This is a genomic window from Streptomyces sp. NBC_00554, assembly GCF_041431135.1.
Lineage (GTDB): Bacteria > Actinomycetota > Actinomycetes > Streptomycetales > Streptomycetaceae > Streptomyces.
The window spans coordinates 8,659,496-8,684,702 of the sequence record NZ_CP107799.1 but is presented as its reverse complement, the minus strand read 5'-3'; the positions used below and the strand labels follow the sequence as shown (position 1 = coordinate 8,684,702).

Annotated in this window: 29 protein-coding genes and 2 pseudogenes; 29 read left to right on the top strand and 2 right to left on the bottom strand. The window is 69.4% G+C overall.

What is annotated here, in order from left to right:
- Nucleotides 1-6: 6 nt before the first annotated feature.
- From OG266_RS38360 to OG266_RS38330, 7 genes and pseudogenes are all read left to right on the top strand, one after another.
- Nucleotides 7-312: pseudogene (locus tag OG266_RS38360) on the top strand (DUF317 domain-containing protein); the annotation flags it as partial.
- 442 nt (nucleotides 313-754) lie between these two features.
- Nucleotides 755-1,747 (top strand): hypothetical protein, encoded by a 993-nt coding sequence (locus OG266_RS38355; RefSeq protein WP_371553193.1) that lies wholly within the window; start codon nucleotides 755-757, stop codon nucleotides 1,745-1,747.
- Nucleotides 1,748-1,815: 68 nt separating this feature from the next.
- Nucleotides 1,816-2,217, top strand: a complete 402-nt coding sequence (locus tag OG266_RS38350) for a hypothetical protein (RefSeq protein ID WP_371551365.1) — start codon at nucleotides 1,816-1,818, stop codon at nucleotides 2,215-2,217.
- Nucleotides 2,214-2,564, top strand: a complete 351-nt coding sequence (locus OG266_RS38345; protein WP_371551363.1) for a hypothetical protein — start codon at nucleotides 2,214-2,216, stop codon at nucleotides 2,562-2,564. The genes OG266_RS38350 and OG266_RS38345 overlap by 4 nt, the downstream gene beginning before the upstream one ends.
- Nucleotides 2,565-3,760: 1,196 nt before the next feature.
- On the top strand, nucleotides 3,761-4,258 hold the full coding sequence (locus tag OG266_RS38340; RefSeq protein WP_371551362.1) for a hypothetical protein: 498 nt from the start codon (nucleotides 3,761-3,763) through the stop codon (nucleotides 4,256-4,258).
- Nucleotides 4,259-4,368: 110 nt separating this feature from the next.
- Nucleotides 4,369-4,791: a hypothetical protein gene (locus tag OG266_RS38335; protein ID WP_371551361.1), complete on the top strand. Its 423-nt coding sequence runs from the start codon at nucleotides 4,369-4,371 to the stop codon at nucleotides 4,789-4,791.
- Nucleotides 4,788-5,693 carry a hypothetical protein gene (locus OG266_RS38330; protein WP_371551360.1) on the top strand — a complete coding sequence of 302 codons (906 nt, stop codon included), beginning with the start codon at nucleotides 4,788-4,790 and terminating at the stop codon, nucleotides 5,691-5,693. The genes OG266_RS38335 and OG266_RS38330 overlap by 4 nt, the downstream gene beginning before the upstream one ends.
- Here the strand turns inward: OG266_RS38330 and OG266_RS38325 are convergent.
- Entirely contained in the window at nucleotides 5,683-6,270 is a 588-nt protein-coding gene (locus OG266_RS38325; RefSeq protein WP_371551359.1) for a hypothetical protein, read from the bottom strand. The two genes, OG266_RS38330 and OG266_RS38325, sit on opposite strands and share 11 nt — an antisense overlap.
- Nucleotides 6,271-6,455: 185 nt before the next feature.
- Here OG266_RS38325 and OG266_RS38320 point away from each other — a divergent pair, with 185 nt between their 5' ends.
- The 22 genes and pseudogenes from OG266_RS38320 to OG266_RS38215 all read left to right on the top strand — a co-directional run.
- Nucleotides 6,456-7,208, top strand: coding sequence for a hypothetical protein (locus OG266_RS38320; protein WP_371551357.1), 753 nt, complete (start codon nucleotides 6,456-6,458; stop codon nucleotides 7,206-7,208).
- Complete coding sequence (locus OG266_RS38315; RefSeq protein ID WP_371551356.1) at nucleotides 7,205-7,861, top strand: hypothetical protein; 657 nt, start codon at nucleotides 7,205-7,207, stop codon at nucleotides 7,859-7,861. Before OG266_RS38320 ends, OG266_RS38315 begins: the two co-directional genes overlap by 4 nt.
- Before the next feature lie 37 nt (nucleotides 7,862-7,898).
- A complete protein-coding gene (locus OG266_RS38310; protein ID WP_371551354.1) occupies nucleotides 7,899-8,327 on the top strand; it encodes a hypothetical protein in 429 nt (142 codons plus the stop codon).
- On the top strand, nucleotides 8,324-8,971 hold the full coding sequence (locus OG266_RS38305; protein ID WP_371551352.1) for a hypothetical protein: 648 nt from the start codon (nucleotides 8,324-8,326) through the stop codon (nucleotides 8,969-8,971). Before OG266_RS38310 ends, OG266_RS38305 begins: the two co-directional genes overlap by 4 nt.
- Before the next feature lie 29 nt (nucleotides 8,972-9,000).
- The gene (locus OG266_RS38300; protein WP_371551350.1) at nucleotides 9,001-9,387 is read left to right on the top strand and encodes a hypothetical protein; all 387 of its coding nucleotides are present in this window, start codon (nucleotides 9,001-9,003) and stop codon (nucleotides 9,385-9,387) included.
- Nucleotides 9,384-10,190 carry a DUF317 domain-containing protein gene (locus OG266_RS38295; protein WP_371551348.1) on the top strand — a complete coding sequence of 269 codons (807 nt, stop codon included), beginning with the start codon at nucleotides 9,384-9,386 and terminating at the stop codon, nucleotides 10,188-10,190. Before OG266_RS38300 ends, OG266_RS38295 begins: the two co-directional genes overlap by 4 nt.
- A 163-nt stretch (nucleotides 10,191-10,353) precedes the next feature.
- Nucleotides 10,354-10,707 (top strand): hypothetical protein, encoded by a 354-nt coding sequence (locus OG266_RS38290; RefSeq protein ID WP_371551346.1) that lies wholly within the window; start codon nucleotides 10,354-10,356, stop codon nucleotides 10,705-10,707.
- On the top strand, nucleotides 10,704-11,525 hold the full coding sequence (locus tag OG266_RS38285) for a DUF317 domain-containing protein (RefSeq protein ID WP_371551345.1): 822 nt from the start codon (nucleotides 10,704-10,706) through the stop codon (nucleotides 11,523-11,525). Before OG266_RS38290 ends, OG266_RS38285 begins: the two co-directional genes overlap by 4 nt.
- 66 nt (nucleotides 11,526-11,591) lie before the next feature.
- Nucleotides 11,592-12,200 carry a hypothetical protein gene (locus tag OG266_RS38280; protein WP_371551343.1) on the top strand — a complete coding sequence of 203 codons (609 nt, stop codon included), beginning with the start codon at nucleotides 11,592-11,594 and terminating at the stop codon, nucleotides 12,198-12,200.
- Nucleotides 12,201-12,271: 71 nt separating this feature from the next.
- Complete coding sequence (locus OG266_RS38275) at nucleotides 12,272-12,727, top strand: DUF317 domain-containing protein (protein ID WP_371551341.1); 456 nt, start codon at nucleotides 12,272-12,274, stop codon at nucleotides 12,725-12,727.
- Nucleotides 12,625-12,954: a DUF317 domain-containing protein gene (locus tag OG266_RS38270; RefSeq protein WP_371553107.1), complete on the top strand. Its 330-nt coding sequence runs from the start codon at nucleotides 12,625-12,627 to the stop codon at nucleotides 12,952-12,954. The genes OG266_RS38275 and OG266_RS38270 overlap by 103 nt, the downstream gene beginning before the upstream one ends.
- Before the next feature lie 49 nt (nucleotides 12,955-13,003).
- On the top strand, nucleotides 13,004-14,797 hold the full coding sequence (locus tag OG266_RS38265) for a type IV secretory system conjugative DNA transfer family protein (RefSeq protein ID WP_371551340.1): 1,794 nt from the start codon (nucleotides 13,004-13,006) through the stop codon (nucleotides 14,795-14,797).
- A 78-nt stretch (nucleotides 14,798-14,875) separates the two neighbouring features.
- On the top strand, nucleotides 14,876-15,340 hold the full coding sequence (locus tag OG266_RS38260; RefSeq protein WP_371551337.1) for a hypothetical protein: 465 nt from the start codon (nucleotides 14,876-14,878) through the stop codon (nucleotides 15,338-15,340).
- The gene (locus OG266_RS38255; protein ID WP_371551335.1) at nucleotides 15,337-16,101 is read left to right on the top strand and encodes a hypothetical protein; all 765 of its coding nucleotides are present in this window, start codon (nucleotides 15,337-15,339) and stop codon (nucleotides 16,099-16,101) included. Before OG266_RS38260 ends, OG266_RS38255 begins: the two co-directional genes overlap by 4 nt.
- Before the next feature lie 75 nt (nucleotides 16,102-16,176).
- Entirely contained in the window at nucleotides 16,177-16,584 is a 408-nt protein-coding gene (locus tag OG266_RS38250) for a hypothetical protein (RefSeq protein WP_371551333.1), read from the top strand.
- 394 nt (nucleotides 16,585-16,978) lie between these two features.
- Entirely contained in the window at nucleotides 16,979-17,695 is a 717-nt protein-coding gene (locus OG266_RS38245; protein WP_371551331.1) for a DUF317 domain-containing protein, read from the top strand.
- 203 nt (nucleotides 17,696-17,898) lie between these two features.
- Nucleotides 17,899-18,543: a hypothetical protein gene (locus tag OG266_RS38240; protein ID WP_371551329.1), complete on the top strand. Its 645-nt coding sequence runs from the start codon at nucleotides 17,899-17,901 to the stop codon at nucleotides 18,541-18,543.
- Between the two features lie 432 nt (nucleotides 18,544-18,975).
- Nucleotides 18,976-19,878 (top strand): hypothetical protein, encoded by a 903-nt coding sequence (locus tag OG266_RS38235; protein ID WP_371551328.1) that lies wholly within the window; start codon nucleotides 18,976-18,978, stop codon nucleotides 19,876-19,878.
- Nucleotides 19,879-19,883: 5 nt separating this feature from the next.
- Nucleotides 19,884-21,092, top strand: a complete 1,209-nt coding sequence (locus tag OG266_RS38230) for a DNA cytosine methyltransferase (RefSeq protein WP_371553105.1) — start codon at nucleotides 19,884-19,886, stop codon at nucleotides 21,090-21,092.
- Nucleotides 21,092-22,210, top strand: coding sequence for a DnaB-like helicase N-terminal domain-containing protein (locus tag OG266_RS38225; protein WP_371551326.1), 1,119 nt, complete (start codon nucleotides 21,092-21,094; stop codon nucleotides 22,208-22,210). The genes OG266_RS38230 and OG266_RS38225 overlap by 1 nt, the downstream gene beginning before the upstream one ends.
- Nucleotides 22,211-22,267: 57 nt before the next feature.
- Nucleotides 22,268-22,714 carry a hypothetical protein gene (locus tag OG266_RS38220; RefSeq protein WP_371551324.1) on the top strand — a complete coding sequence of 149 codons (447 nt, stop codon included), beginning with the start codon at nucleotides 22,268-22,270 and terminating at the stop codon, nucleotides 22,712-22,714.
- Between the two features lie 173 nt (nucleotides 22,715-22,887).
- A pseudogene (locus tag OG266_RS38215) lies at nucleotides 22,888-23,161 on the top strand (repressor LexA); the annotation flags it as partial.
- A 246-nt stretch (nucleotides 23,162-23,407) separates the two neighbouring features.
- Here OG266_RS38215 and OG266_RS38210 read toward each other — a convergent pair.
- Nucleotides 23,408-25,189: a hypothetical protein gene (locus tag OG266_RS38210; RefSeq protein WP_371551323.1), complete on the bottom strand. Its 1,782-nt coding sequence runs from the start codon at nucleotides 25,187-25,189 to the stop codon at nucleotides 23,408-23,410.
- Between the last annotated feature and the right edge of the window lie 18 nt (nucleotides 25,190-25,207).

Below are 25,207 nucleotides of genomic sequence, written 5' to 3'. Positions count from 1 at the left end.
GGCAATGTGCCGATCGAGTTCGTCTCCACGCTCATCGGCACCCTGGCAGCTGAACTTGCCGCCGACCCGGATCACGTCATCTACGGCATCGGCGCCGAGCCGGGCCTGTTTGAGCTGTACGTCGACATCGACTCCTGGAGCTACTTCGACGACTTCGGGCTCTCCGGATTCATCTCGCACGACGGGCACGCCGCCGTGGTTGGGCGCCCCGCGGACTCGCCCGCGCCGCCCATCCACGGAGACGCATCCATCACCTGGCACCTGGCCGCCTCCCCGGACGACCTCGGTCACCTGTGGGACATCTCGTTCACGGAGAAGACGCCTTCCTTCCTCATGCACGCGGTCGTCGCCGAGACCCTGGACCCTCGGCCCACTCTGCGCTCCACGGCCTTCCCGTTCCCCAAAGCCGTCGTCCCCGTGGTGACCATCGAACGCGTCCCGTCGCCGCCCCGTCCCCCCTCGAACCACCGCGCAGCACCGAGCCCAAGCACACCCCGAAGTCCCGCTGAGCCCCGTCCGCCTGGACGAACGAGCCCGCGGGCTCGACCCACCAGGACCTTGACGCCCACCCCCTCCGCCGAGATCACCCTCACCACCAGCCGCGCCCTGGGCCTTGTCGCCATCGCCTCCGGCGAGAAGTACCAACAGGCCCACCGCGCTCTCAAAGACGCCGGATTCCGCCGCCTGTCCAACGGGGTGTTCGTCTCCCCCGCTGACCGACGCACAGGCCGTCCGGTCCACCGCCAGTGCCCTGGTGCACCACGCCCACGAGCACGGCGCCACCATCACCCCCAGCAGCCGGCCCTACCTCGGCGACATCGGCACCGAGATCGCCGCCCGCCTCCCCGGCGCATGGAGCGCCCAACTGGAGATCTACAGCCACCCGCTGTGGCAGGAAGACCTCTCGCCTGCGCTGTGGGAAGCCGGCGACCTCTACCGCGCTCTCGTAGACCACCGCGTCCCGTTCGCGTCCGTGCTGAAGTACGACACCGGCACCGAGCTGCTGCTGATCGAGCGCCCCGGTCACCGCAGCGGCTACCTCCTCGGGGCTCTCACCGAGCACGAGAAGGAGGACCCGCACGATGACCCCAGCACGCCACCCAGCATCGTGCTGCCCGCCGATCCCCAACTGGCCGCGCACGCCGTCTCTCACACGTTCCTGCCCGCCTACCGCCACGCCGTGCACAACCGGGACCTGAACACCGTCCTGAGATCGCTGGAACGTATCCGGGAAGAACACCAGACCCTCCAGGCGATCAAGGACTCCGGCCGGTGCAGCGACGGTGTCCCGCTCGGCGACTCCCGCCTGATCGCCGGAATGGAACGGGACTTCGCCGACCACGCCTGGCTCTCCTTCGTCCATGTTCTCGACCATGCGACCCTGCTACTGACCCGGTGCCGTCCTGCTGCCAGTGCCTGGCGCGAGGACGCCGCCGCGCTGACCCGACTGCGCGAGGCGCTCGCCAGCAGCCAGGACGCCTGGAAGGAGTGGAACGACACGCGGCGTGAGCTGTACTCGATTCCCCGGACGCTGCCGGCCCACGAATGGAGCCAGGCCCGTGGGCAGCTCGGCCTCGCCGTCCTACCGGCCATCGAGACGTGGCTCGCCGACAGCGAAGCGTTCGAGCGCCAGGCCCGCGCCGCCGTACCGGGCGGGCCGGCATCTCTGCCCGCGCCCAGCCCGCGGCTGCTCACCACCCGCCCCACGCCGCCGCCTTCGCCTCGCGCCGCGGCAGCACACCGCTGACCGCTCACGCAAAGGATTCGCCTCTGTCTGACCATTTCCGCTTCGGCGTCCACCCGGATCACGGATTCGTGGCCGCCGCCACCGCGAGGATCCCCGCGCACCTCGCGAACTGGTTCCTCGTCCGCGAGCAGTTCGAGCCCGTCCCCGACACGCCGGGCCTGTACCGGCTCACCAATCCCGAGCAGGACGGGACCCGCCATACCCGCCAGGCCGTTCACGACTTGCGCCGCCACGGCTATGAAGTCCAGGCCGACTACAGCCTCGAGCCCGGCCGCAGCGCCAGTCCGCCGCAGCCGGTGGTGCGCAACGGGCTGATGGAACGCCGCAACCGCATCGCGCAGGCAGCGGCCACCCGCTCCCCCCAACAGCGCACCGCTCCTGCCGCCACCCTCCCTGAGTTTCTGCCACAGCCCGGCGCCGTGCCGGTGCGCGGCCGTACCCAGACGGCCGGGAAGGGGCGGAGTCGATGAGCGACGAGCCGATCCGCATCACCCGCGGCCAGGGTGGCGAAGTCGACGTCGAAGGCGCGGTCGATGGCTTCGCCGCGAGCGTCCTCAAGCATGCCGGGTTCGACACCTACCCCACGCTGCGCGGCGTCTGGATCCGGCTGCCGTTCGACCTGGGCCGCACCTGGGAGAACGAACACGCCACCTGGGCGGCCGAGATGCTCACCGCCGCCCGCTACAGCGTCGACCTCGATCCCGACCTACGCAACTCGCCGCCGCCTGGTCCCGCCGCGCCTTCGGCGCCGCTCCGCGCAAAGGCGATGACAGCCCAGCCTCCCCCACCCACTGCCCCAAGACGGTCCGGGCGCTGAACCCTCACCGACGCGACGCGTACTGCCGCGCAGGACCCACCGTGGTGTATTTGGCCCCGCCAGTCCCAGATCCGTTCGTTCTCAGCAGGTCAGGGACGAGAACCTCGCGCCCTGGGCGAATTGAATGACCGTCACCCAAATGGGTGACCAGCGCTCTACGGCCAGGGCCGGGCTCCGCGAGCCGGCCCGGCCGCCCGGCCACCGGCCGGACCTGCGGACATCCGCAGGACCTGTCCGCCACCGCAGCATGCTCCGGCCGCAGTATGCGACGCAGCCCCACTCCAGAAAATACCGACCGCCAAACATTACCCATCACGCATTTGGGTGACCGACGCGAAAAGTCCGGCCCACTCCCCCAGCATTTGACACCCCGCAAAATCAAATACCGGGCCGCCGCGCAAAATTATACCGACCATTTCGGTGACACGGCGGGAATACCGATCCGCATTTCCGGTCCCGCGAAATCACTTCAGTGATAGAGTCTTAAGAGCCATCCACAATGACGGCGGGGCCTGCCCGGACTCCAACCAGTACAGACCCCGCCAGGGTTGACGTGGATGCCACGTAGGAGTCCGCCTCGCGCGGACTCCTACGTGGACACCCTGGCTAGAGCAGCCACGACTTGACCACTTGCGCGGCGCGCACAGCGATCAGCCCGAGCTGCGCCACGAGGGCCACAGCCCTTAAGCGTCGAAGCCGGCGCACGCGCAGGCGACGCCGGCTCCTCGACCTCTCGACCGACTCTCCATTATCCAGGGTCACGTCTATCACCCCCTTCCGATTCACGCCCGGAAAAGGGCTTCTACAGGGTTCAACTTACCATCCCAAGGGGTGGTCAACTCGCTGCTGGACACGCGATCCTTAACCGTCCCGCGCGCGGTTGGGCGAGTTAGAGATTGGTCGCCTACCACCCCAACGGAGAAATCAATACCAGCTTTAGGCCGGATTCCGCAGGTCACTCAAGGTTTCCTGCAAGCCTTAAGCGTCAATCACCGATCCGGAAGTCTCCTCAACCGGTTTCGAGACCCGTCCACTAAGTGGCGCAGGTCACAGATCTTGCTTCCATGTGCGCCCTTCAACCGAGGCACCTCGGCCGACGCCGTCCTCGTCACACCTCTGTCGGGCCTAGCGCCGTCCGCCACGTCCGACGGGCACCCATGCACCGCCCCCGATTCCCCACAACTACCAGGAGTTCTATGACCGTCCGTACGAAGTGGACCGTTCAGCACGCCTGTGGTCACGAGATCACGCACGACCTGTCCGGCCGCCCCGCCGACCGCCGCGCCGGATTCACCCGCTGGCTTGAGGGACGCGACTGCACCGACTGCTGGAAGGCCGCCCGCGACAGCGACGATGCCAGCAAGGAGGAGTGGCTCGCCGCCCGGCGTGCCGCAGAGCAGCAGGCCGCTGCGGAGTGGACCGAGCAGTTCGAGATGCCGCCGCTGGACGGCACCGAACGCACCCGCGGCTGGGGCGAGCGCTCCCGCCACGAGCTGGCCACTCGCGCGTACGCCGCCTTGGTCACCGAGGGCACCTGGGACGAGACCGACTGGGCGGTACTGGAGGAGAAGATCCGCACGATCAGCAGGGCCGGGTGGTGGATCGACCAAAGGGATGCCGAAGGCACCGATCTGCCCGAACTCCTCGACGCCGCCACTGAGAACGACCGCAGTACCGAGAACCCGTTCCGGTAGACACAGGGGCTTATACCCGACGATCCCCGGTTACCGAAACCAGGGATCGTCCGGATCCTTGTTCCTCCCACCGCCTCCCCTGCTTGTGATCGTGGAAGGAACCCCCTGCTGTGCCCGACGCCGATTCCCGCCATCCGCACGCCCCAGGTGACATCGTCACCCCCGAACGGGACATCACCCACCAGCACTTCCGGCCCGGCGACCAGGTCGTCATCCTCAAGGGCACCTCCGGCAGCGAACTGTGGGGCGACGTCTACAAGGTCGTCACGCCCTCGTGGCACACGCCGACCGACGAGGAGGGGTGGCGGCTGTACGACCCGGCCGGTGGCGAGCGCACGTACCTCACCGCTCACCCGCGCTACCTCGTCCATCTCTCCCGCCGCTGCCCGGACTGCCTCATCTACCAGCAGGCGCTGCGTACTTACCTCGTCCCCCGCCTGGCCGGGGCCGAACAGGCAGTCGACTGCGGCTGGTACTCGGTCAACAACCTCAGTCAGGTGGTGCACGCCGCCGATGCCCGAGGTGGGCAATGATCATCCGTATCCATCCACGCGACATCAGCTCCAGCGAGCCGCTCGCGGAAGCCCTCGGCCGCCCGGTCAGCGATCAAGAGGGTCTGACCGAGCACACGGTGGTCGCCCACTGGCCGGGGCTGGACTATTGCACGCTCGACGACGAGCAGAAGACGTGGACGTCCGCCGAGTGGGCCGAGTACTTGGACGACCCCAGCCGGTGGCACGCGTTAACGGCGAGTCCGCAGGGCGACCGGCGCGCCATCTGGCACGCGGATGTGCGCCTGCACCCCAGCGACCGTGACCTCATCGGCCCCGAGTGGTCCGAGATCGCCCACCGGATCGCCCGCATGGCGGGCATCCAGCGGCCGGGGGATGACCACGGCTGCCGCTGGATCGCCGTCCAGGCACAGTCCGGCCGCCTCGACCTTCTCGCCAACCTCATCCGCCCGGACGGCAGATGGACCGCCCAGCCCCACCGGCTGTTTCCGGCCCTGGCGGCCGAGTGCCGGCGAATCGAAGCCGAGCTGGGCCTCCGCGCTCCCCGGCTCGGTCCTGATCCCGAGCATGCCGCCCGGTTCGGCCAGCGCTCCACCGAGCCGGCCAACGGCGCTTCACCAGCCGCTGTGGACGCCACCACACAACTAGCAGGACTGCTACGGCAGCTCGCCGACGAGAACACCGGACCGCTCGCGACCGTGCGCGGCCTCGTCGAGCACGCGGCCCACCGTCTCGACCGACTCCCGCACACCTACGGCCCGGCCGCAGGACACCAGCTGGAGCTGATCGCCCGCCGCTTGCACGGCGTCCAGCAGGACCTCGACGCCACCGCCGCCGCCCTGCCCGCCACCGCGCGACGGGCGCCCCTCTCGACCCGGATGGCCTCCACGCCTCCTACACCCGGCGCCCGGCTTACCCGCTGACCCGACTGAAGGAACCATCTTCTTGGCCCTTGCCGAACGCTTCTTGTCCCTGGGGCGCGACGTGCACTCCGGAGAAGTCCTCGCCCGCGGCGGCGATCCGGAAGCCCACAGCATCCTGCAGCGCACTGGCTTCGTCCCCGTCGTCCGCCTCCACGAGACCTATCACCGCCTGCCCCTCGGTCTCGATGCAGCCGAGGAGGAACGTCTTGCCACTCGTGCCGTGGCCCGGCTGCGGGCCGTGCGCTACCACGTCGACGCCGATGACGCCTTCGACACGAAGACGCGCGAGGCGCACTACCTGCCACTCGGCTCGCAGGTCGCCCACCTCGCCGAACGGATCGGTGAAGCCATCACGAGTGACGAGGTCGCCGACGCGCTGACCGAACTGACCGCCCCTCACGACGGAGTGCTTATCGCACTGGGCGGCGTCCTCACCGCGACCGCCGCCTTCTATGAGGACCTGGGCCAGGGCGCGGATCCGCACACCGCGAAACGGCTGCGGTACCTCGCCGAGCACCGGCTCGGCGTCATCCGGTCCGACCTCACCCACCTGCGCAACGACCTCGCCGACCGGCACCAGGCCCATCCCCAGCGCCGCACGTGCACCACCGAGGTCGGCCGGACGAACGCGAAGCCTCCGCCGCCTGCGCCTGTCCCGCGCCCCCACCTCGCCTGGCCACCAGCCCCGCCGCCGCACCCGCCCAAGCAGCCCCGGTACACCGGCGGCGCTGACCCCCACCCCCGATTCCTTTCGAGGAGACCATGCACGACCCCACCCCCGACATGTCTCTCGGCTCGTTTGCTGCCGTCCTCGCCGGCGAACTGCCCGGCGCCTGGACCAGCACGTATCACCCGGACCGCGGCGGCAACCACGACGCCCTCACCGACCACGTGTGGGACATGAACGATGTCGCCGACACCCTGGCCAAGCGCACCGTGGACCACTGCGCCGTTCTGACGTGTGACGACGGCACCCGACTGTTCGTCGCGGACCTGCTGGGGGCCAGCGAGGGCTACCTGATCGCCGCCATGGCCCCCACCGACGCACCGGCCGAAGCGTTCCGTGGCGTCCGCGAGCCCGACGGAATCGCGGTGGCCGCCGATCCGTTCAGCGCCGCCGAGGACATCCATTGCGACCTGCTGCCCCGGTACGACAAGGCCCTCGCCCAGATCCGCCACAACGCCGCCCGCCTCACGGCGCCACCGGCCGCCGAGCCCGAACACCTGGTGATGACGTGGTCCGGCAACGCCATCGTCGTCGACAAGCCCGACCGCGACGACATCGCCCAGATCCTGACCGGCGCCGGCTTCGCCTTGGACGCGGACCGGAAGGAGTTCGTGCTGTCCGATGGCGACTCATTCCACGTGGCCGCTTCCGTCCGCGCGGCCGGTGACCGCCTGTCCGAACTGGGCGTCGGCGTTCTGCTGTCCCACTCACCTGTCCGACCCGCGCCCAACACCGCGCCGGCCCACCTGCCCGCCACACCGGCTCCGGCCTCGTACCGGACCCGGTGACGAACCAGGCACCCGGCGACGAGCCGGTGTTCTTCGTCGACACCTACGTGACCATCACGCGGGATCCGCGCACTCGGCTCGTCGTGGCGATCGGCGGCGACGACCGCGCGGCCAGCATCCTCCAGAGGACCGGCGGCTTCATCCGACACCCCGGTCCGCGCGGCCCGTACCACCGCCAGCCCCATGTGCTGTCCGCCGAGGAACAGCGTCGAGGTGCCACCGGCGCGGCCCTGGCCCTGATGCAGGCCGGATACAGCGTCCACCTCGACCCCGGCCTCAACACCCTCGACACGCCAGACGAGGGCCGGCAGGCCACCCACCACTACCTGGACCAGCTCACCGAACGCGCGCGCAACGCCGACGTCGGCCCCGAACTGGCCGCCGTCCTCACCGAGATCGTCGCCCCCGGCGACGGCGTGCTGCCCCGCCTGGGCGACGTCCTGGTGGCTGTCTGGATGAGTTGGGACGAGCACCTCCCCAGCGCCGGGCGCACTGCCGCCCCGGCCGAACGGCTGATCGACACGGTCAACAGCCTGTCCCACCACACCCAGCGGCTCGAAAACATCCGCGACCAGGCCGCCCGCCCGCCATCGGCTCCATCCAGCCGCGCCACGGCCACGCCCGTCCTTGTCGCGGGCCGCCGGCGCCGCTGACCGCCCCTCCCTTCCGACACAGGAGCGTCCACCCCCGATGGGTAACCGTGCCGACGACGAAGGCACTGACGTCGAGATCCACATCAGAGCGCTGACCGACACGGTCCACGCCGACACCCCCACCGTTGCGCCCGAGGAACTCCTGGCCCTGCTCGACCAACTCGGCTTCGAACGCAAGACCCTGACCACGGCCGGGCCCGTCTATGTCTGGCACGAGCTGCCAGACCACCTCAGCGAGGCCGCGAAGAAGAGGCTCGCCACCAGCGCCGTTCCCTCGCTGATCGTGTCCGGATACCTGGTCAACATCACCGATGCCGTCTGGGATGCCGCCGCCAATCAGGAAGCCGCAGAGGCAGTGCGCCGCTGCCGCGCCGGACACCTCGGCCGCCTCCGCGGTCCGCGCCCGCGGCGGTGCGGCGACACGGCGCCCGCGGTGAGCCACGATCGAAAGGAGTCCCGCTCGTGAGCCTGGCGGACGAGTACGCGGTTGACGCCGAGTTCTATCACCGCGTCGGCACGATCTACGTCGATACCCGCACCAGCGCCCCGGAGCAGCTGCTCGTCCTGCTCGACGGTCTCGGCCTCGAACGCCACGGCCAAGGGGGCGAAATCTGGCATCAAGTCCCCGACCAGATGGACGAGATCGCCATGAAGGACATGGCCGACCGGGCCGCGTGGCTGCTGGCCCGTCACGGTTTCCAGGTCTCCATCGATGCGGGCCTCTTCGGCGGCACCGCCTACCGCGCTGCCCTCGCCGTATCCCCAGCACACCGGCCGTCACTCGCGTCCGCGCCACCTGCCGCGCGCGCCGCGCCCTCGCCGCACGCGCTGACCGCCCACCGCACCGGCCCCGCAACGGGGCCGGACCCGCCCTCACTTGGAGTCCCCGTCACCCGCGAAACCGAGCGCACCCCACCGCCCATCACCGCCGACCGCAAGCCGCGCCTGGTCACCGCTCTCTTCCGCCGCTACCTGCGGGCCGTCACCGCCGACAGTTGCACCCGGACCAACCTGCTGGCCGGCGGGCACCCCGAGGCCGCCCTCGACGAAGCCCGGCGCAGGGACCTGTTCCTCCTCGTCGACAGCCACCGCATCCGCCACCACAACTAGCAGTACGAACTGGCCCGTTCAGGAGGCCCATGACCAACCCGCCCCTCTCCGTACGGCTCGCCGACGACGTCGCGCACCAACTCAGCCAGCTCACACAGCTCTTGGCCCAGGCCCCGGCGCACGAGGCCGCCCAGATCCTCGGCAAGGTCCTCGACTCCGACAAGGGACTGCTCGGAGGAGTCACCGCACTGGTCGCCACCGGATCACGCTTCGCCCAGGACCACTCCCAGCGCGGCATTCTGCACCCCGAGGTGTGGCTGGCCCTGGGCCGCGCCGCCAACGAACTGAGCAGCGTGGGCGAGGACCTCAACGAGCACACCGGCACGATCAGACAGCTCGCCACGCCCGCCATCCCGGCAACTAGCCAGGCCGCGCGGCCCACCGGATCGGCGATGGTCGTCAGGCGGCACCGGTGAGACAGAACAAGCAGTGGGCCGGCTGGGGCGCCACCGGTCAGCAGGCCCAGCAGCACTACCTCGTCGAGCCCCGCCATCTCGCTGGCGGCGGCGACCTGCGCCACGTCACCGAGTACCTGCGCGCCTCCGGGTGGAAGGACAAGTCCAAGACCGGCGGCCCCCTCGTCTTCCACAGCCCGGACAAGTCCGTGCGCATCGGATACGACCCGTTCACCCAGCCCGGCGGCTGGACCATCAGCGGGAAGAAGACCGCGCACCAAGAAGCATGGCACGCGACCTTCGGCCGGCAGACACCCGTCGAAATCGTCGCCAGCCTCACCGACGCCCTGTTCACGACCCGCAAGGCGCACGCCCCCAACGTGTGGGAGCCCCTGCTGCAACAGGGCTGGGAGACCGAGCGCGGCCAGCACGTCACCACCCGCAGCCCGGACGGCGACGCCTTCGTCCGCTTCCACCAGTCCAGCCCCGGGCAGGCGCACTGGTGGGCCGGCGCCCGCAACGAGCACGGCCGCATGTGGGAGGCAATGTTCACTCCGACCACGCCGATGCATCTGGTGCAGGCATTCAGCGCGGCGCTCGCGGATCCGCAGCCGGTGATGCGGCCCCTCGGCCGCGTCCCGTCCTCCCAGCGGATCCGCACCACGTCCGTGTCCGTCCTGCCCTCACAGCTCGGCGCGTGGCAGCAGGCCCGGATCACCGCCGCCAGAGCGGCCATGTGGGCCCGCAACTCCGTCGCCACCAACCGGGCTCGCTCCAGCCCCGGCGCTCACCCGTACGCGACGTCCGACGGCCGACGCCGCTGACCGGCCTCGGGTGGTCACGCCCGCCGCCCTGTCCCCAACTTCCCTCGACAGCAAGGAGGTTCATTGCCCGTCTGAACTGCGACGACGCCCCCACCACGGGAGATATCCACAGGGCTGTCCACAGCCTGGCCCGGCTCACCACCACGTTCACTCAAGGACGCTGATGCCCAACCCCTCCACCCCCAGCTCCGACCAGATCGCGCAGGCGACCGCAACCCTGACCCAGCTCAAGGACTACCTGCGCACCAACCCGCCCGTCAACGACGTGCTGCCGCTGCTGGCTCGCCTCCTCGACGAGGACACCGGCGTCCCCATCCTGCTCGGCGACGTCCTGCGCAGCGCCGCGCGCCTCGTCTCCCTGCAGACCGCCATCCCCAAGACCGACGAGATCCGCCTGATCATCGACGGGCTCCGGGACGCCGCCCAGGAGGCCACGGACTGGCACGTCCTTCACTGGGACGTCCAGCGCCTGAGCGGCCACGCGTTCGAGCCCGCAGGTCCGCCGACGACGTCGTGACCCGCCCCTACATCGTCAGCAAGGCTGAGGACCCCTGGTCTCGTATCTGGTTCGACACCAGTCCCCGTCATCTCGCCGGGCCCGGCGACCCGCGCCATGTCACCCAGGCGCTGCGGGCCGGCGGGTGGAAGAACTACGCCGACCCTGACTTTCCTCATGTCGTCCTGGCCAGCCCCGACTTCCGGTACACGCTCGTGCTCGAACCCGCTGCGGACACGTACTCCGCCTGGTGGCGGATCTCCGCACAGCGCTGGCATGCGTCGTACGGCGGCAACACACCCGCCGAGATCATCGCCGGATTCACCGACGCCCTCCTACAGCCCGTCCCAGCCGCGGAACCGGGCGTATGGGCGACGCTGCAAGCGGCAGGCTGGACCTACGAGCGCGACGAGCGGGGCAATGAGAGTGCGCGCCATCCGGACGGCATCACCACCATGGAGCGGCGGGCGACGCTGACGAGCGACTACTTCAGCTGGAGCGCCGAAGTTGCGCTTCCCACCGGTCTCGGCGGCCACCAGCGGCTGTGGCACGCGTACTTCGACGACCGCACGCCCCGCCACCTGCTCGCCGCCTTCGCCACCGCCCTCACCGACCCCGCGCCCGTGCCGCGCGGCCACTACGACGTCCCGCACTCCCACCTGGTCAGCCAGGTGGAACGCGGCGCCCAGCGCGAGCAACTGGCCGCCGCCCACGAGGCGCGTCTGAAGGCCATACGGGCCGCCGCCCGCAAGGCCCGCCGCAGTGGCGCGCCGAACACGCACCCCTCGGCGCCGATTCCCGCCGCCGAGTTGGCCGCTGCTGCGGCCCCGGGCCGCTGAACCACGCGGCGCGGCCCTGGTGGCCGCGCCCCCTCGCCGTCACATCTGTATGCCCGAAGGCCCTTCTTGACCATTTCGCTTGAACCCGCGAGCCCGGCGCACCACCTCTATCTGAGCCAACTCGCCATCTACCTGCGGGAAAGCAGGCAGATCCTCGCTGCCTGGGACTCCTACTCCGACCAGCACTCCGACCCCGACACGCACCAGCCCTACGACGAGGACGCCTACGGCCTGCGGCAACGCCGGCGCGACGCCGACACCCTGGGTGCCTTCGGCCGCGTTTACTACCACGCCGACGCACTGGTGCACGTCGCCGAGCAGCAGCTCGCCCAGCTGCCCGCCTCCGCCCGGACTCGCCGCTACGCCTGGCAGGTGCGAGAACTGTGCGACAGCACCAAGGGGCTGTACGCCGTCCACGACTACTGGCTCACCGTGCGCCGCGCACTGCCCGCGCGTGCCCGGCCCGGGACCAAGGCGTTCGAGGAGCCGCTCGCCGAAAGCTACGCGGACGCCTGGCACTACCTCGACCAGTGGGCGATCCACGGCCAAGCGCTCTTCGCCATCAACGCGCTGGCGCAGAAGCAGCCGAAGGCATCCGCGCCAGGATCGGTCAAAACGACGCCCGTGCCCAAGACTGCCGCAGCGTCATCTGCGGCCCGGCGGTGGCGCGCGTGAGCAACACCGTCGAGTAGGCGCTCATCACCCCGCGCCATCTCGCGGGCGGCGGAGACCCCGGGTGGATCACCGTGCCGCTGCACCGCGCCGCCGGCTGGAGCTACGGACACGACCCGCTGATGCCGCGCGTCCTGCTCACCAGCCCGGACCAGCTCACCCAGCTGCGTCTGGACCCCGACCCGGACGATCCGGGCTGGTGGACCATCCGGCACGCGCGTACCGCGGATCACCCCGGCTGGACGGCCACCTTCGAGGCCCGCACCCCCGTCGAGATCATCGCCGCCTTCACCGACGCCATGGCCGATCCTTCCGGCCCGCCCACTGCAGCGCTCGATCCCTGCGCCCCGCTGCGGGACGCCGGCTGGGACACGCCGCGCCCCTCGGCGGCCCTGCCTCCCCCGACAACGTCGCGCGCGTCTGGCGGATCGGCGCCCCCGGCCGGGATCTGTGGAGCATCGAGACCGCGGTCATCCAGGACCCGACGATCTGGCGGGCCGTGTTCACCGGCACCACCCCGCTGCACCTGATCGCGGCCGTGACGCAGTCGCTCGCCGACCGGACGCCCATCACCCGCGATCCGAGCCGGATCCCGGGCCTGGCCCGCGACCGCATGACCGTGCACACCCGTCACGTCCCCGCGCCGGACATCGCCTTCGCCCTGGAGCGACGCGTCAGCGCCCTCGCCGCCCGGCACCGCACAGCAGCTTCTTCCCCGCCCCCGCCGCACGGCCCTTCGCCGCGCCGCACCCGCTGACCGGCCCCGCCCACGCCGCGCTCCTCACCCCACGTACCTGGAACAGCCCTTGCCCCAGCCCTCCTCCACCTCGTCCACCGACGGCTACGACATAGCCTTCCGCGTCCTGGGCGTCGTCCTCGCCATCGCCGTCCCCCTGTCCAATCTGGCGTGGCTGGGCGGCAACCTCACCGCCTGGGCCACCAACGCCGCTCCCCGTGCGCCCTATCAGCCCGTGCAGGCCCTGCTCCATCCCGATCAGCTGTGGCCCCGCCTCGGCGACACGTCCCTGCTGCTAGGCACGCGCATCCTGCCCGGCGCCGTGCTGCTCGCACTCGGTATCACGGTCGCCATGGTGTACAAGCGGCACAAGGACGGCGGCGGACGCAGGACGCGCGTCGCTGGCATGGCCAAGCAGCGGGACATCGAGCCGCTGATGTCCAAGGCCATCACCGCCAAGGCCCGCTCCCTGCGCCCGAGTCTGAAGGACGCCAAGCACCTCGACCCGGCCGACACCGGCATCCTGCTCGGCAACCTCCAGGGCACGAAGTACGAAGTGCGCATGGGGTACGAGGACGTCGCCGTCGCGATCATGGCGCCGCGCTCCGGCAAGACCACGTCGCTGGCGATCCCCTCCATCCTCAACGCGCCCGGTCCGGTCCTGCTCACCTCCAACAAGGCCGCAGGCGACGCCTACACCGCCACGCTCGACGCGCGGGCGGCCGTCGGCCGGACCTGGTCGATGGACCCGCAGCAGATCGCCCACGCCGAGCGGGCCATGTGGTGGAACCCCTTGTCCGACGCCAAGACCCTCGACGGCGCCGGCCGCCTCGCCGGCCACTTCCTCGCCGCCAGCGTCGACGCCTCCCAGCAGGGCGACTTCTGGTCCAAGGCCGGATCCAACATCCTCTCGCAGCTGTTCCTGGCCGCGGCCCTCGACGAACGGCCGATCACCGACGTGATGCAGTGGCTGGCCTTCCCCGCCGACCGCACCCCGCTGGACATCCTGCGCGACCACGGCCTCGCCGCCGTCGCCGCCCAGCTCAAGGGCACCGTGGAAGGCCCGCCGGAAACCCGCGACGGGATCTACGAGACCGCCCGCCAGTACGCCGCCGCCCTGCTCAACAGCGAGATCGCCGCATGGGTGACTCCGCAGAAGGACGTGGCGGAATTCAAGCCGAGCGAGTTCGTCACCTCGAAGGACACGCTCTATCTGATGTCGAAGGACGGCGGTGGCGGCGCCTCGGCCGTCATCGCCGCGTGCGCGGACTCGGTCATGCGGGCCGCGACAGCCCAGGCCGAACGCGCCGGAGGACGCCTCGACCCGCCCATGCTCGCGATCCTCGACGAGGCCGCCAACGTCTGCAAGATCAGCGATTTGCCGGACCTGTACTCCCACCTCGGCAGCCGCGGGATCATCCCCATCACGATCCTGCAGAGCTACCGGCAGGGCCAGAAAGTCTGGGGCGACGCCGGAATGGACGCCATGTGGAGCGCCTCCACGATCAAGGTCATCGGGTCCGGAATCGATGATCCGGACTTCGCCGACAAGCTCAGCCGTCTGATCGGCGATCACGACGTCGAGACCACTTCCACCTCGACGTCCGAGTCCGGTAAGTCCACGTCCGTCAGCGTGCGGCAGGAACGCATCCTGGCCGCCGACGCCATCCGCGCCCTGCCCAAGGGCACCGCGCTCGCGTTCGCCACCGGCATGCGCGCGGCCATGCTCGACCTGCGCCCCTGGTATCTCGAGCCCGGCGCCGGCCAACTATCCGCCGCCTCCGCCCGCGCGTCCCAGGGCATCACCGAACGCGCCGTCACCAAGGCCGCCCCGAAGCAGACCGACTTCGGCACCGCCGCCTAGTCCGCGCTCCCCTTCCCGCCACTCAACTCGCCCACGGAGGCGCCCATTCACACCTACGAGCCCGCCGACCTGGAAGACATGGAGCCGCACAAAGCCGTGGATGCCGTCATCGCCGACATACGCGGGCACCGCATCACCGGTGATGGAAGCGGCCTGTTCACCGCCACCCGGCACATCGGCCTGCTCTGCCATCTCGCCGCCCGCATGGCCGCTGACGCCGAATACCAGCTCGCTCCGAACATCTCCGACCTTCCTCCGGCCCAGACCCTGGGGCAGACGGCCGCACACCTGGGACGGGCCATCGCCCACTACACCCAGGCCCTCTCCCCGCTCGTCACCCTCGCCCAGCCCGGCGCGCAGGCCACGCTCCAGAAACAGCTCGACGCGATCGACCAGCACAGCCGCCTGCGCGTCCACCTTGACGACGCCGGAAAAGCCCTGGCAGCGGCCCGCGCCTGTCTTGGTGCGCCCCGCAATCCCGCGACACCGAACACGACCGCCGCCGTATCCGTGCAGGCCACGACCGTACGGCGCCGCTCGTGACCACGCCGCCCACCGAATCATGGTTGTTCGACGTGCCGCCACCGCTGACGCCCGTGGAGCGGCTGCTCCGCCTCGCCGATCAATACACCCGGCACAACGATGCGCTCGACCTCCTCTTTCGCACGGCAACCTCGCCCGAGCCGCAGGCCCACGTCGCCTCCGCCAAGCGCCTGGCGTCCGACACCCGCACCGCGGTCAAGGCCATCCACGATGAACGGCTCTACGAGAGCACGGAGTTGACGGAGACAGTGGTGCGGCTCAAACAGCTCGCCTTCCTCACCACCGCGTCAGCCGACTTGGGCGTCCGGGCGGCTCGTGAGCTGACTGCCCTGGCTCCTCAAGCCGCGGTCGGCTGCGCCGCAACTCTCGCCACGGAGACGCGGCGACGTCACTGGTCGACCGCCATCGCACCGGATGAACGGCTCACTGCCGCGCAGCGCACCGCCCTGGCGCAGATCGCCTGCGGGCATGTCGTGGCCAGCAGCTCCCTGGGGCGGGAGTTCACGCGTTCCAGGGAGCCCAAGGTCCTGATGAGCACGCTGCGCGCCCTGGAGTCGAAGGACCTTGCCGAACGGACTCCGAACTCCGCTCTCGGCGCCTACCTCGGCGGCCCGGCCCAGGACCGCGTGTGCCTCACACAAGCAGGCGTCACCGCCCTCGCCTCCGTCATCGGACTACCTCCAGCGCGGCCAGGCACCGCCCCCGGCACCACGCCCCGCCCGATCCCCACCGCCACACAGGCAACCACCCGAATCCGCTGAACAGCCGCTCCCGGGAGCCACCCCATCTCCACAACTCCGCTCGACCTGAACGAACAAGTCCGCCAACTCCGCCAATTGGCAGGAGACTTCGAAGCCCTTCGCGCACGCGTACGCGACGTCTCCTACACTCCCGGCAGGGACGCGCTGCGCCGAATCAGCCCTCTCCTGCTCAAGGCGCAGGACCTCACGGCCACCGCCCTGCTGGGCCTGACCGTCCTCGATAACAGCGCGTACACCGACATCGCCGGCAGCCGCGCCGGCCTGGAGCTGCTGGCCTCGGTCGTGGTCGCTTCCTCCCTTGCCGGCAACGACCTCGCCAACGCGCTGTATGCCAACCCGTACGAGGGCGCGCAGTTCTCCGGCTACCCCGCTGACGATGAGTCGGTGCGCACGGCAAGGCACACCGAGGCCATTCCGCGTATGGCCGAGCACCTCGACGATGCCGCTCATCAGCTCGACCTGAGCGCGACCGGGTGCCGCTAACTCGCCCACGCCATCACCGATGACCTGGCATCCACGCAGAAGCGCCAGGCGGCATCCGCACAGCAGACGGCCGGCCCCGCGCCGTCACTCCCGCACAGTACGACGCCCTCAAGTCCCTCCTGGGCGGCGGACGGCTGTATGAGAGTTCAACACGAGGGCTGGGCGTCACTCGCGTCGCCACCGACGACGGCACCCACGTCTCTATCGCCACCTACCGGGCTCTGGAAAAACGCGGACTCGTCACCGCCGACAACAGCACCTCGCTCTACCACGGCCAGAAGATCACCGTCGCCGAGCACGGCCAGCGAGCCCTGGCCAAGCCGCGCCCGCACGCCGCGCTGACCGCCGCCGGGACCGCCGCGCCCAAGGCCGCGGTGAGGCAGGAGGTACGCCGGTGAACCCGTACACGCACGACGACCGGGTCATGGTCTCGCCTCGGTACATGGCGGGCGCCGGAGACCGGATCGCCGACGTGATCGGCCCCCTCATCCACCTCTTCGGCTGGCGCCACGAGCACGACGCCGCCTCCGGGCACGTCAAAATAGACAGCCCCGACGGCAGCATGTTCCTCGACTTCTACCCGCTGCACCCACTCGGCCGGTGGGTCACCGTTGGCCACCATGAGCCGTTCTGGGAAGTGATGTTCAGCAGGCAGGCGCCCCTGGAGGCGGTGGCCGCCGTCACCCAGGCACTGCCCCAGCTGCTCGGCGATGCCCGGCGCTCCGAGAGAATCCCGATCACAGACGTGCCCCTGGAGCAGCTCGCCGAGCTGAGCGACTGGTCCGCCGACGGCGGCACTCTCACCTCACCCGACATGTACTGCAGCCTGCGGCACACGCCCGGCGAGGACATCTCCTGGCAGGTCGAGCACCTCTACTACGAAAACGAGCCGCTGGCCACGTTCACGCAGGACGCCCCCGAGGCGCTCGTCTGCAACTTCTTCGCCCACCTGGCCACGCCCTTGGCCGTGGAGCGAGCCTACGCCGATGTCCCCCTCAGCACACGGCACGCGGACAGCGCCCTGATCACGCCCGTCCGCGGCGCCTCGGTGAACCCGCACGTCCATCACGCCCTCACCCAGCGCGACCGCGCCACTGCACGCCGCCGCTGACGCCGCCCCCGAAAAAACGGACCCCCCTGCCCCAGAACATCGCGTCCACCGCACCTGCCGAACAACTCCTGCTTCTGGGTGCCGACTTCACCCGGTACAACGACGCCCTTCTGCGACACCGGATCAACGGTCCCAGCCCCTCGGCCTTCCTCACCGCCCAGGCCACCGCCGCCCAGCACCTGGCCCAAGCGGCGCTGGACATCGTGGACACCCTCAACGCCCAGCGGATGTACCACAGCCCCGTGATCCGCTCCGTGTACGCACGCGTGCGTCAGCTCGCTCACCTGGCCACGGACACCGCCGATCACCTCCTGGACGCCGCCGAAATCCTCGACAACACGCGCGCCGGACTCCCCGTCGAGATCGACGACTCACTCCTGGTCGTGCTGACCGGCCAGCAGGCCCTCGGGGAGGCCTGCAGCCGCCTCACGCTTGTGAGAGATCTGACCGCGCTCGGGGCCGACGACGCACTCACGGCCGCCGAGGCGTACGTCGCCGAGCGGCTTCGCCGAGGCTCTTCACTCCCGCACCAGCCACCCGTCCTCACCGCGGCCCAGGACGCCGCACTGCGCGCCGTCGCACGCGGCGAGGTGACAATCGCCGACAACAAGCCCTACGTCCGCGCCGACGACCTGCGCGTGACGATCAGCACCGTGCGCGCCCTGGAGGCCCGCGGCCTCGTGGCCCGCGAGGAGTGCCCGCTGTGGCTCACAGACGAGCGGGTCCACCTCACCCCCGACGGCGGCCGTGATCTCGCCGCCGCCTTCGGCCGACCCAAGCACCTCGCACCCACCACGGCGCGGCCCGCAGCGGCCCTGCCCCAGGCCACCGCCGGCCGCACCCGCTGACCCCCGCGCCCGATCCTCGGGAGAACTCACGCCCACCGACGCCCCGCGTCCGGGTGGACCTGAGCGGCCAGCGCGAGGGCGATGTGTCGTGCGGGGTGCACCTGCTGCCGTTAGACCGCGTCGCGCACATCGTCACAGCCGCCCAGGACGCGGGCGCCGAACTCAGCGCGGCGCTTGCCCGACCGTGGAGAACCAGCGCCGTCGAGCCCACGCCACACGCGAGCCGCTCGTCCTCCTCCGTCCCTCGCCCCAGCAGTACGTCGAGTCGGCCACCGATCTGCTCGATGCCACCCCCGCCCTGTCAGGCCATCCAGCGCGACTCGCTCACGATCGTCAGCCTGCCTGCGAGCGAGTCCCGTTGAGGTCCGAAATTCGCACCCGTCACACCCAGGACTGCCCATTTCCAATCAGCCTCAGTTCCGTGCCCTCTCCTTGGGCGCGGGAGTTCAATCCAGCACCCTCCTCGCCCTGTCCGCCGCAGGCGCCCTTCCCAAGGTCGACTACGCGATATTCGCCGACACCGGCTGGGAACCAGCAGCCGTCTACAGCCACCTGAACCGCCTCGAACGAGAAATCGCCGAACCTGCCGGAATAACCATGCTGCGTGTCACGTCCGGGAATATTCGCGACGACGCTCTCGACCCGGAGCACCGGTTCGCCTCCACGCCTCTCTACATCCTCAACCAGGACGGTAAACAGGGCATGACCAGGCGCCAGTGCACCGGGGAGTACAAGATCAAGCCGATAAAGAAGAAGGTCCGGGAACTCCTCGGATACCCCTACCCGCAGCGCATCCCAGAGAGCGTGTTCGTCGAGCAGTGGGTCGGCATCTCGACGGATGAATTCCATCGGGCCAAGGATGCCGACGTCAGGTACATGCGCAACCGGCATCCACTCATCAACCTGGGCTGGTCCCGCACAGACTGCGTCCGATATCTCACCTCCATCGGTCTGGCGGATACGCCGAAATCGAGTTGTTTGGGCTGTCCATTTCACGGAAACGCGCAGTGGAGAAATATCAGGGATACCAGTCACCAGGAATGGGCGGACGTGGTCGCATTCGATGCGGCCATCCGCCAGGGCAATGCTCGCGCGAACGCTGCTGGCAATCGGCTGCTGGGGCAGGCGTTCCTACACCGCTCCCGCGTCCCCCTCGACCAGGCCCCCATCGACCACGTCACGGCCGCCGAGTGGGCCGCCCGCCAGCAGGAACTCGACGACCAGGCGACGGTCGTGGAGGAACTGGAGACGGGAGTGGTCGACGGCTGCTCTCCGTGGGCATGCCGCGGATCCGAACCCGAGCCGGTGCAGGACGACTTCGGCCTGGCCTCGTGAGGCAGATCATCCTCGACCTGTTCGCCGGCCCCGGTGGCTGGAGCCACGCCCTGACGGTCCTCGGGGCGCGGGACGTCGGTCTGGAATGGGACGAGTGGGCCTGCAAGACCCGTGCCCGGTCGGGCCAGTTGACGATCCGGACCGACGTCGCCGCCTATCCCACGTGGATCTTCTCAGGGCGGGTTCTCGGCTTCATCGCCTCCCCGCCGTGCCAGGCGTGGTCGATGGCCGGCAAGCGTCTCGGCCTGGTGGACCAGGCACTCGTCCATCAAGCCGTCGCCGACCTCGCCGCCGGACGCGACACCCGCGAGCAACTGCTCGGCGCGTGCGCGGACGAACGCTCTCTCCTCGCCGCCGAACCCATGCGCTACCTGCACGCCCTCAACATTGCGGGCGAGCCTGAGTGGGTGGTCATGGAGGAAGTCCCCGACGTCCTGCCGCTTTGGCGGCAGTACGCGGCCATGCTGCGCGAGTGGGGCTTCTCCGTGTGGACCGGGATACTCAACGCGGCCGACTACGGCGTCCCGCAGACCAGGCGGCGCGCGATTCTGCTCGCCTCCCGCGTCCAGGCCGCCGGGCCCCCGCCGCCCACGCACGCCCAAGTCGCCGAGCCCGAGTCGCTGTTCGGGCCGGGCCGCGAACGCTGGGTGTCGATGGCGCAGGCGCTCGGCTGGGGTGCCACCGACCGTCCCGTACCCACCGTGTGCGCCGGCGGCGGCCCTGGCGGCGGCCCCGAGCCGTTCCCGTCCGGCTCCCGCAAGACCCTCGCCGATGCCCGCACCCGGGGCACCTGGGCAACCCGTGATACGGAGACCGTCACGGCCTCCCACCAAGAAGCGTCCGCCGAGGCACACCGCTGGTCGTGGTCGCTGCGCAGCAACAACCAGACCAACGCCACCGTGCGTTCCCTCACCGAGCCCGCCGGCACCCTGTTCTTCGGTCACCGCGCCAACGAGTGCACCTGGGTCGCCGAGCCCACAGGACACACCGAGAACGAAGTGACGCCGACGGCACCTGCGCCGATCAGGATCACCGCCCGCGAGGCGGGCCTCCTGCAGACCTTCCCCGCCGACTACCCGTGGCAGGGCAACAAAGGCCAGCAGTTCTCCCAGATCGGCAACGCAGTCCCCCCGCGCCTGGCCGCACACCTACTCCTCCCTCACCTGCACGCCGACAAGCCCTTCAACCCCGACGACTTCATCCTCACCGCCTGATGCCCCCCACCCCCGACGCCTTCGAGGACGATGGCATCGACCGCGTGCCCGCGCTCAAGCCGGTCCACTACGCCGAGCAGGCGCTGCTTGGCGCCCTCCTCCTCGAACCCACGCGTCTCGCCGACATCGAACAGCTGACCGCCGACCACTTCGAAAGCCGCACCCACGCCGCGTTGTTCACCGGGATAGCCACGCTCCCGGCGCCCGATCCCGCCGACCACGCCAAGGACACGACCTGGCTCAACCAGGTCCTGGACTTCGCCCGCCCGCATGCACCCGGCCTGACTGCCTCCTACCTCCACGCCCTCATCCAGTTCTGCCCTCGCTCCCAGCACGCAGCGGCGTACGCGCGGATGATCCGCGCCGACTACGCCCGACGGCTCCTGCGTGGGCACGCCGTGCGGCTCGGACTCACCGCGGCCAACCCCGGACTGCCGGACCCCGCAGCCACAGTCCTCGTGCTTGCCGACGACTTCAGCCGCCTCCTGGACAGCCTCGCCGGCGAGTTCGCCCCTCACCCCGGCTCCCTGCCCCGTACGCCGATCCCCAGCCCGGCCGTACGGCTAGCCGACGATGAGGAACTCGACGAGGAACGGCTGCTCCTGGCGTCGGCCACCGCCAGCCCCACGGACGTGCGCCAGATGCGGTGGCTGACGGCGGACGACTTCGTCCTGCCACTGCACGCCGCGCTCTGGCAGTCCATCACCGCGCTGGTCCACCGCGGCGACATGCTCGACCCGGTCACCGTCCTCGGCGAAGCACAGCACCGCGGACTGCTCACCGAAACCCTCACCCCCCGGGATCTGATGGCCCTGGTCTCCACCCCCGCAGGCTCTCCCGAGCACTGGGGCGAACAGATCCTGAGGCGCGCCCTCCTCGCCCACGCCCAGACGATCGCGACACGGATCACCACTTACACCGACGACCTCGCCAACACGCCCCACCAGCTCATCACCGGCAGCCGCCGCGCCCTGGCCGACCTCAACACCCTGCGCAGCCGCTACCGGCGCGCCGCCGCCCCCACCAGCACGCTTGCCACCGGTCCGCCCGCGCGCGCCGCGCCGCTTGCCCGGGCGGCCGGACATCCGCCGCAGACCGCCCTACGAACCCACCGATGACCTCAACCACCGGACCCACCCCACCGGCGGGCCCGGACCGAATCGAGCCCGCCCTTCATGGCCGCCACTTCCTCCGACGTCCGCGTTCGCCTCGACGCCCACCCCGCCCGCACCAGTGCCGTCACCGCTCACCTCACCGGCGGCCCGCTGGGTCCCACACAGGCGCTCCTGACCGGCCGGGGCTTCGAGCCCCTCGACGAACACACCATGGTCCCGGCCCGGATCGACCACGAAGAGCCCTACTGGGCCCACCGGGCCACCCAGGAACTCACCGACCAAGGCGTCGTCACCGAGATCACACCCCGGCTACGGGAGGCCATCCACGAGGAGTGGACCTGGGCCGACCACCCCATGTCATGGCTCACCCGCAGGGAGATCCGCGACGTCTCCAACGAGCCCCAGCAGATCCACGACGACATCCGTCACGGCCGCCTACTCATCCACGCCCACGCCGACGACAACGGGACCGTTGCTTCTAGCGAGGTCGACCGTTGTGCAGCGTGATCCGATGAGGATCGGTGCAGCTCAGCAGCAGTGCGGAGGACGCTACCGCGCGCAACAGGTGTGGCGCTATCACCCGATCAGGTATGGGACGCACCGTCTCATAGAGGTCCGCACCTCAGATCGAATGCCAGTGCGCATCGCCTGCGGCGCGGGATGCCGTTTCCAGATGGATCATGAGCAAGGGGAGCCGTAGGGAGGCCAGCACCAGCATTCGCCGCCACATCGGCCGACCGCTCGGCATCCGACCCTGGCGCTGACGGACTCACCGACCGGCAGCGGAGGGTCCTGACCTGCATCACCGACCCGGTCGAGCAACGCGGGTACCCGCCGTCGATGCGCGAGATCGGGCAGGCGGTGAACCTTTCGAGCACCTCGTTGGTCGCCCACCAGCTCCTGGCCCTGGAGAAGAAGGGGTTCCTTCGGCGCGACCCGCACCACCCGCGTGCTGTGCACTGGTCCAAGACGCTGAACCCACACCGAGCGACGGTTTCTTGGAGTAACTGGCAGAGAAGACAGCGAAAGCGACTAGTTGGCCCGAGTCGCTGAGGCAACGGCATCTACCACTTGGCCTCGTACCGCGCGCCGGCTCCAGTCGGCTGCCCGTCTTACCGACTGCAGACCCCAACTGCTTACTGCCCGACACCGGCACGGAACGTGAGACGCGCACGCGGCGCCGGAACAAGTCATGGCGGATCAATAGCTCTTGTGGACCAGCGCGAAGGTTCCTGCGTGATCGACAAGTGCGGAGACGAACACAGGATTGATGCACCCAGCCGATCCGTGTTCACACCATTTCCCATCGGGGTGTGGCAGTTCTGCCACGACGAGAGAACTGACCCACCCATCTGGATCTTGGGTAGGAACCTCCACCGAAGGTAGCCGGAAGAGCAGCGTCGCGTCCTGGGCCCACGCATCGTTTGGCGTGCAAGTGACGCGATACGGGCCCGATACGATCTCTCCGAGTGGGGTGTCGGTGGGTGCATCTGCGCCAGGCGACTCAATCATGATTTGGTGGGCGGCGTCGAAAGTGTCGGCCTGTAGACGAACCTTGAGGCGCCCATCACTGCTCTCGAACGTCGTCGGCTCATCGTCTATGGCGCCAAAGGCCACACCGCGTTCGTCTACGATCTCGTCACCCTCAGCAGTTAGCGCGACTACGGCGACGACTCCAGTGCCCTCGCGTGCGAGCCCGCCGACAGTGGAGGTGCCAACCGCAGGCCGCAGGTGTGTGTAACTAGAGGTGCCTGCCGCCGCGTCACCGCTGATGACGTAGACGTCGGGTGGGCGGCCGAAGGTCGCCGCCGTGTCAGGCGCCTGCACCTCGATACTCAGGGCGCCGACGGGGCTCAGCGTGAGCCCGACGGGGAACGGAAAGACAAGACGGCGCAGGGCTATCACCAAGGTGTGTGGTTCTGCTCGGGTAATGGTGGCCTTGCCGAGGAGGATCCCGCCATTGGGAGCGGCGCCCATGACGGATATCTCGTCGTCTATGTGGGCGCCGCGCAGTGGAAGTTCACCGTCGCCCGTAGTGACTCCGTATGCCTTGTTGTACGAGCGACTTGTCATGCCCTGAAGGAGCCGACGACCGTTTGTATGCTGATGCAGCCATACCTTCTGCCGGCGTACTGGGGAGCCATTGAACTCAGCGCGTACGACGACACCGTTCACGAGAATTCCTCGGTGATCGCGCACTGAACGAACGAACGGTTTCCAGTCGGCGACGGGGATGAAACTTGGGACCTGTGTGTCGGCTCCTTCTGGTTGTGTTGTGCGCTGAATCGGTACACCCGAGTCGCGTAAACGACCAACTATGACACCACGAGTGGAGGGAGTTTGCAGGCGCCACTGGTCCTCGCTATAGCGGCTGAGCACGCTGCTCCAGCAGTCCAGTAACCCTTGGTCTGTGCCCCCGACATGCGGGTTGTCGGGATGATCTGAACAGAGCTTCTTCTTATTCATTTCTTGTGCTCCCCGCATAAAGCAGGAGTCTTTTGTTCCTCCGGAGGCAAACGGGCCTCCGGAGTCGGAACTCTGCAGTGTGCAACGAACGGGGCCGTTAGCAGGGTCCCAATGGTCCCCCTCGTACTCATCTCGGGCTCCCAGTGCGTAGTGGCCCAACTCGTGAAGTGTTACGCCACTGAAAAGGGCGTCATCGGGGTTCATGCTGACCTTGCCCGTGCTGTCGAACACGCCGCCGACCCTGGCGGTGGACTTCCGGTTGAGATCAGCATAGATGCGGATATCGGCATCGTCCCACCCGCCGGCACTCTCGGAAGTGTTCAGGCGTTCGATCAGAAATTGGCCGTCAGTCGCGTTGTAGAGGAGTTCGGAGACCTCGACGAGTCGGTCGTGCAGGCGTGCGCGCTCCTCCGGCGAGGCGTCCCACTCAATCGAGACTCTAAAGTTGAAACCAATGAGTGTGTTGCGGCGCTGGACTCGCAGATCAATTGGCTGGCTCGGATCGTTGACGGACAAGAGTGGCAGCCTCGCGTT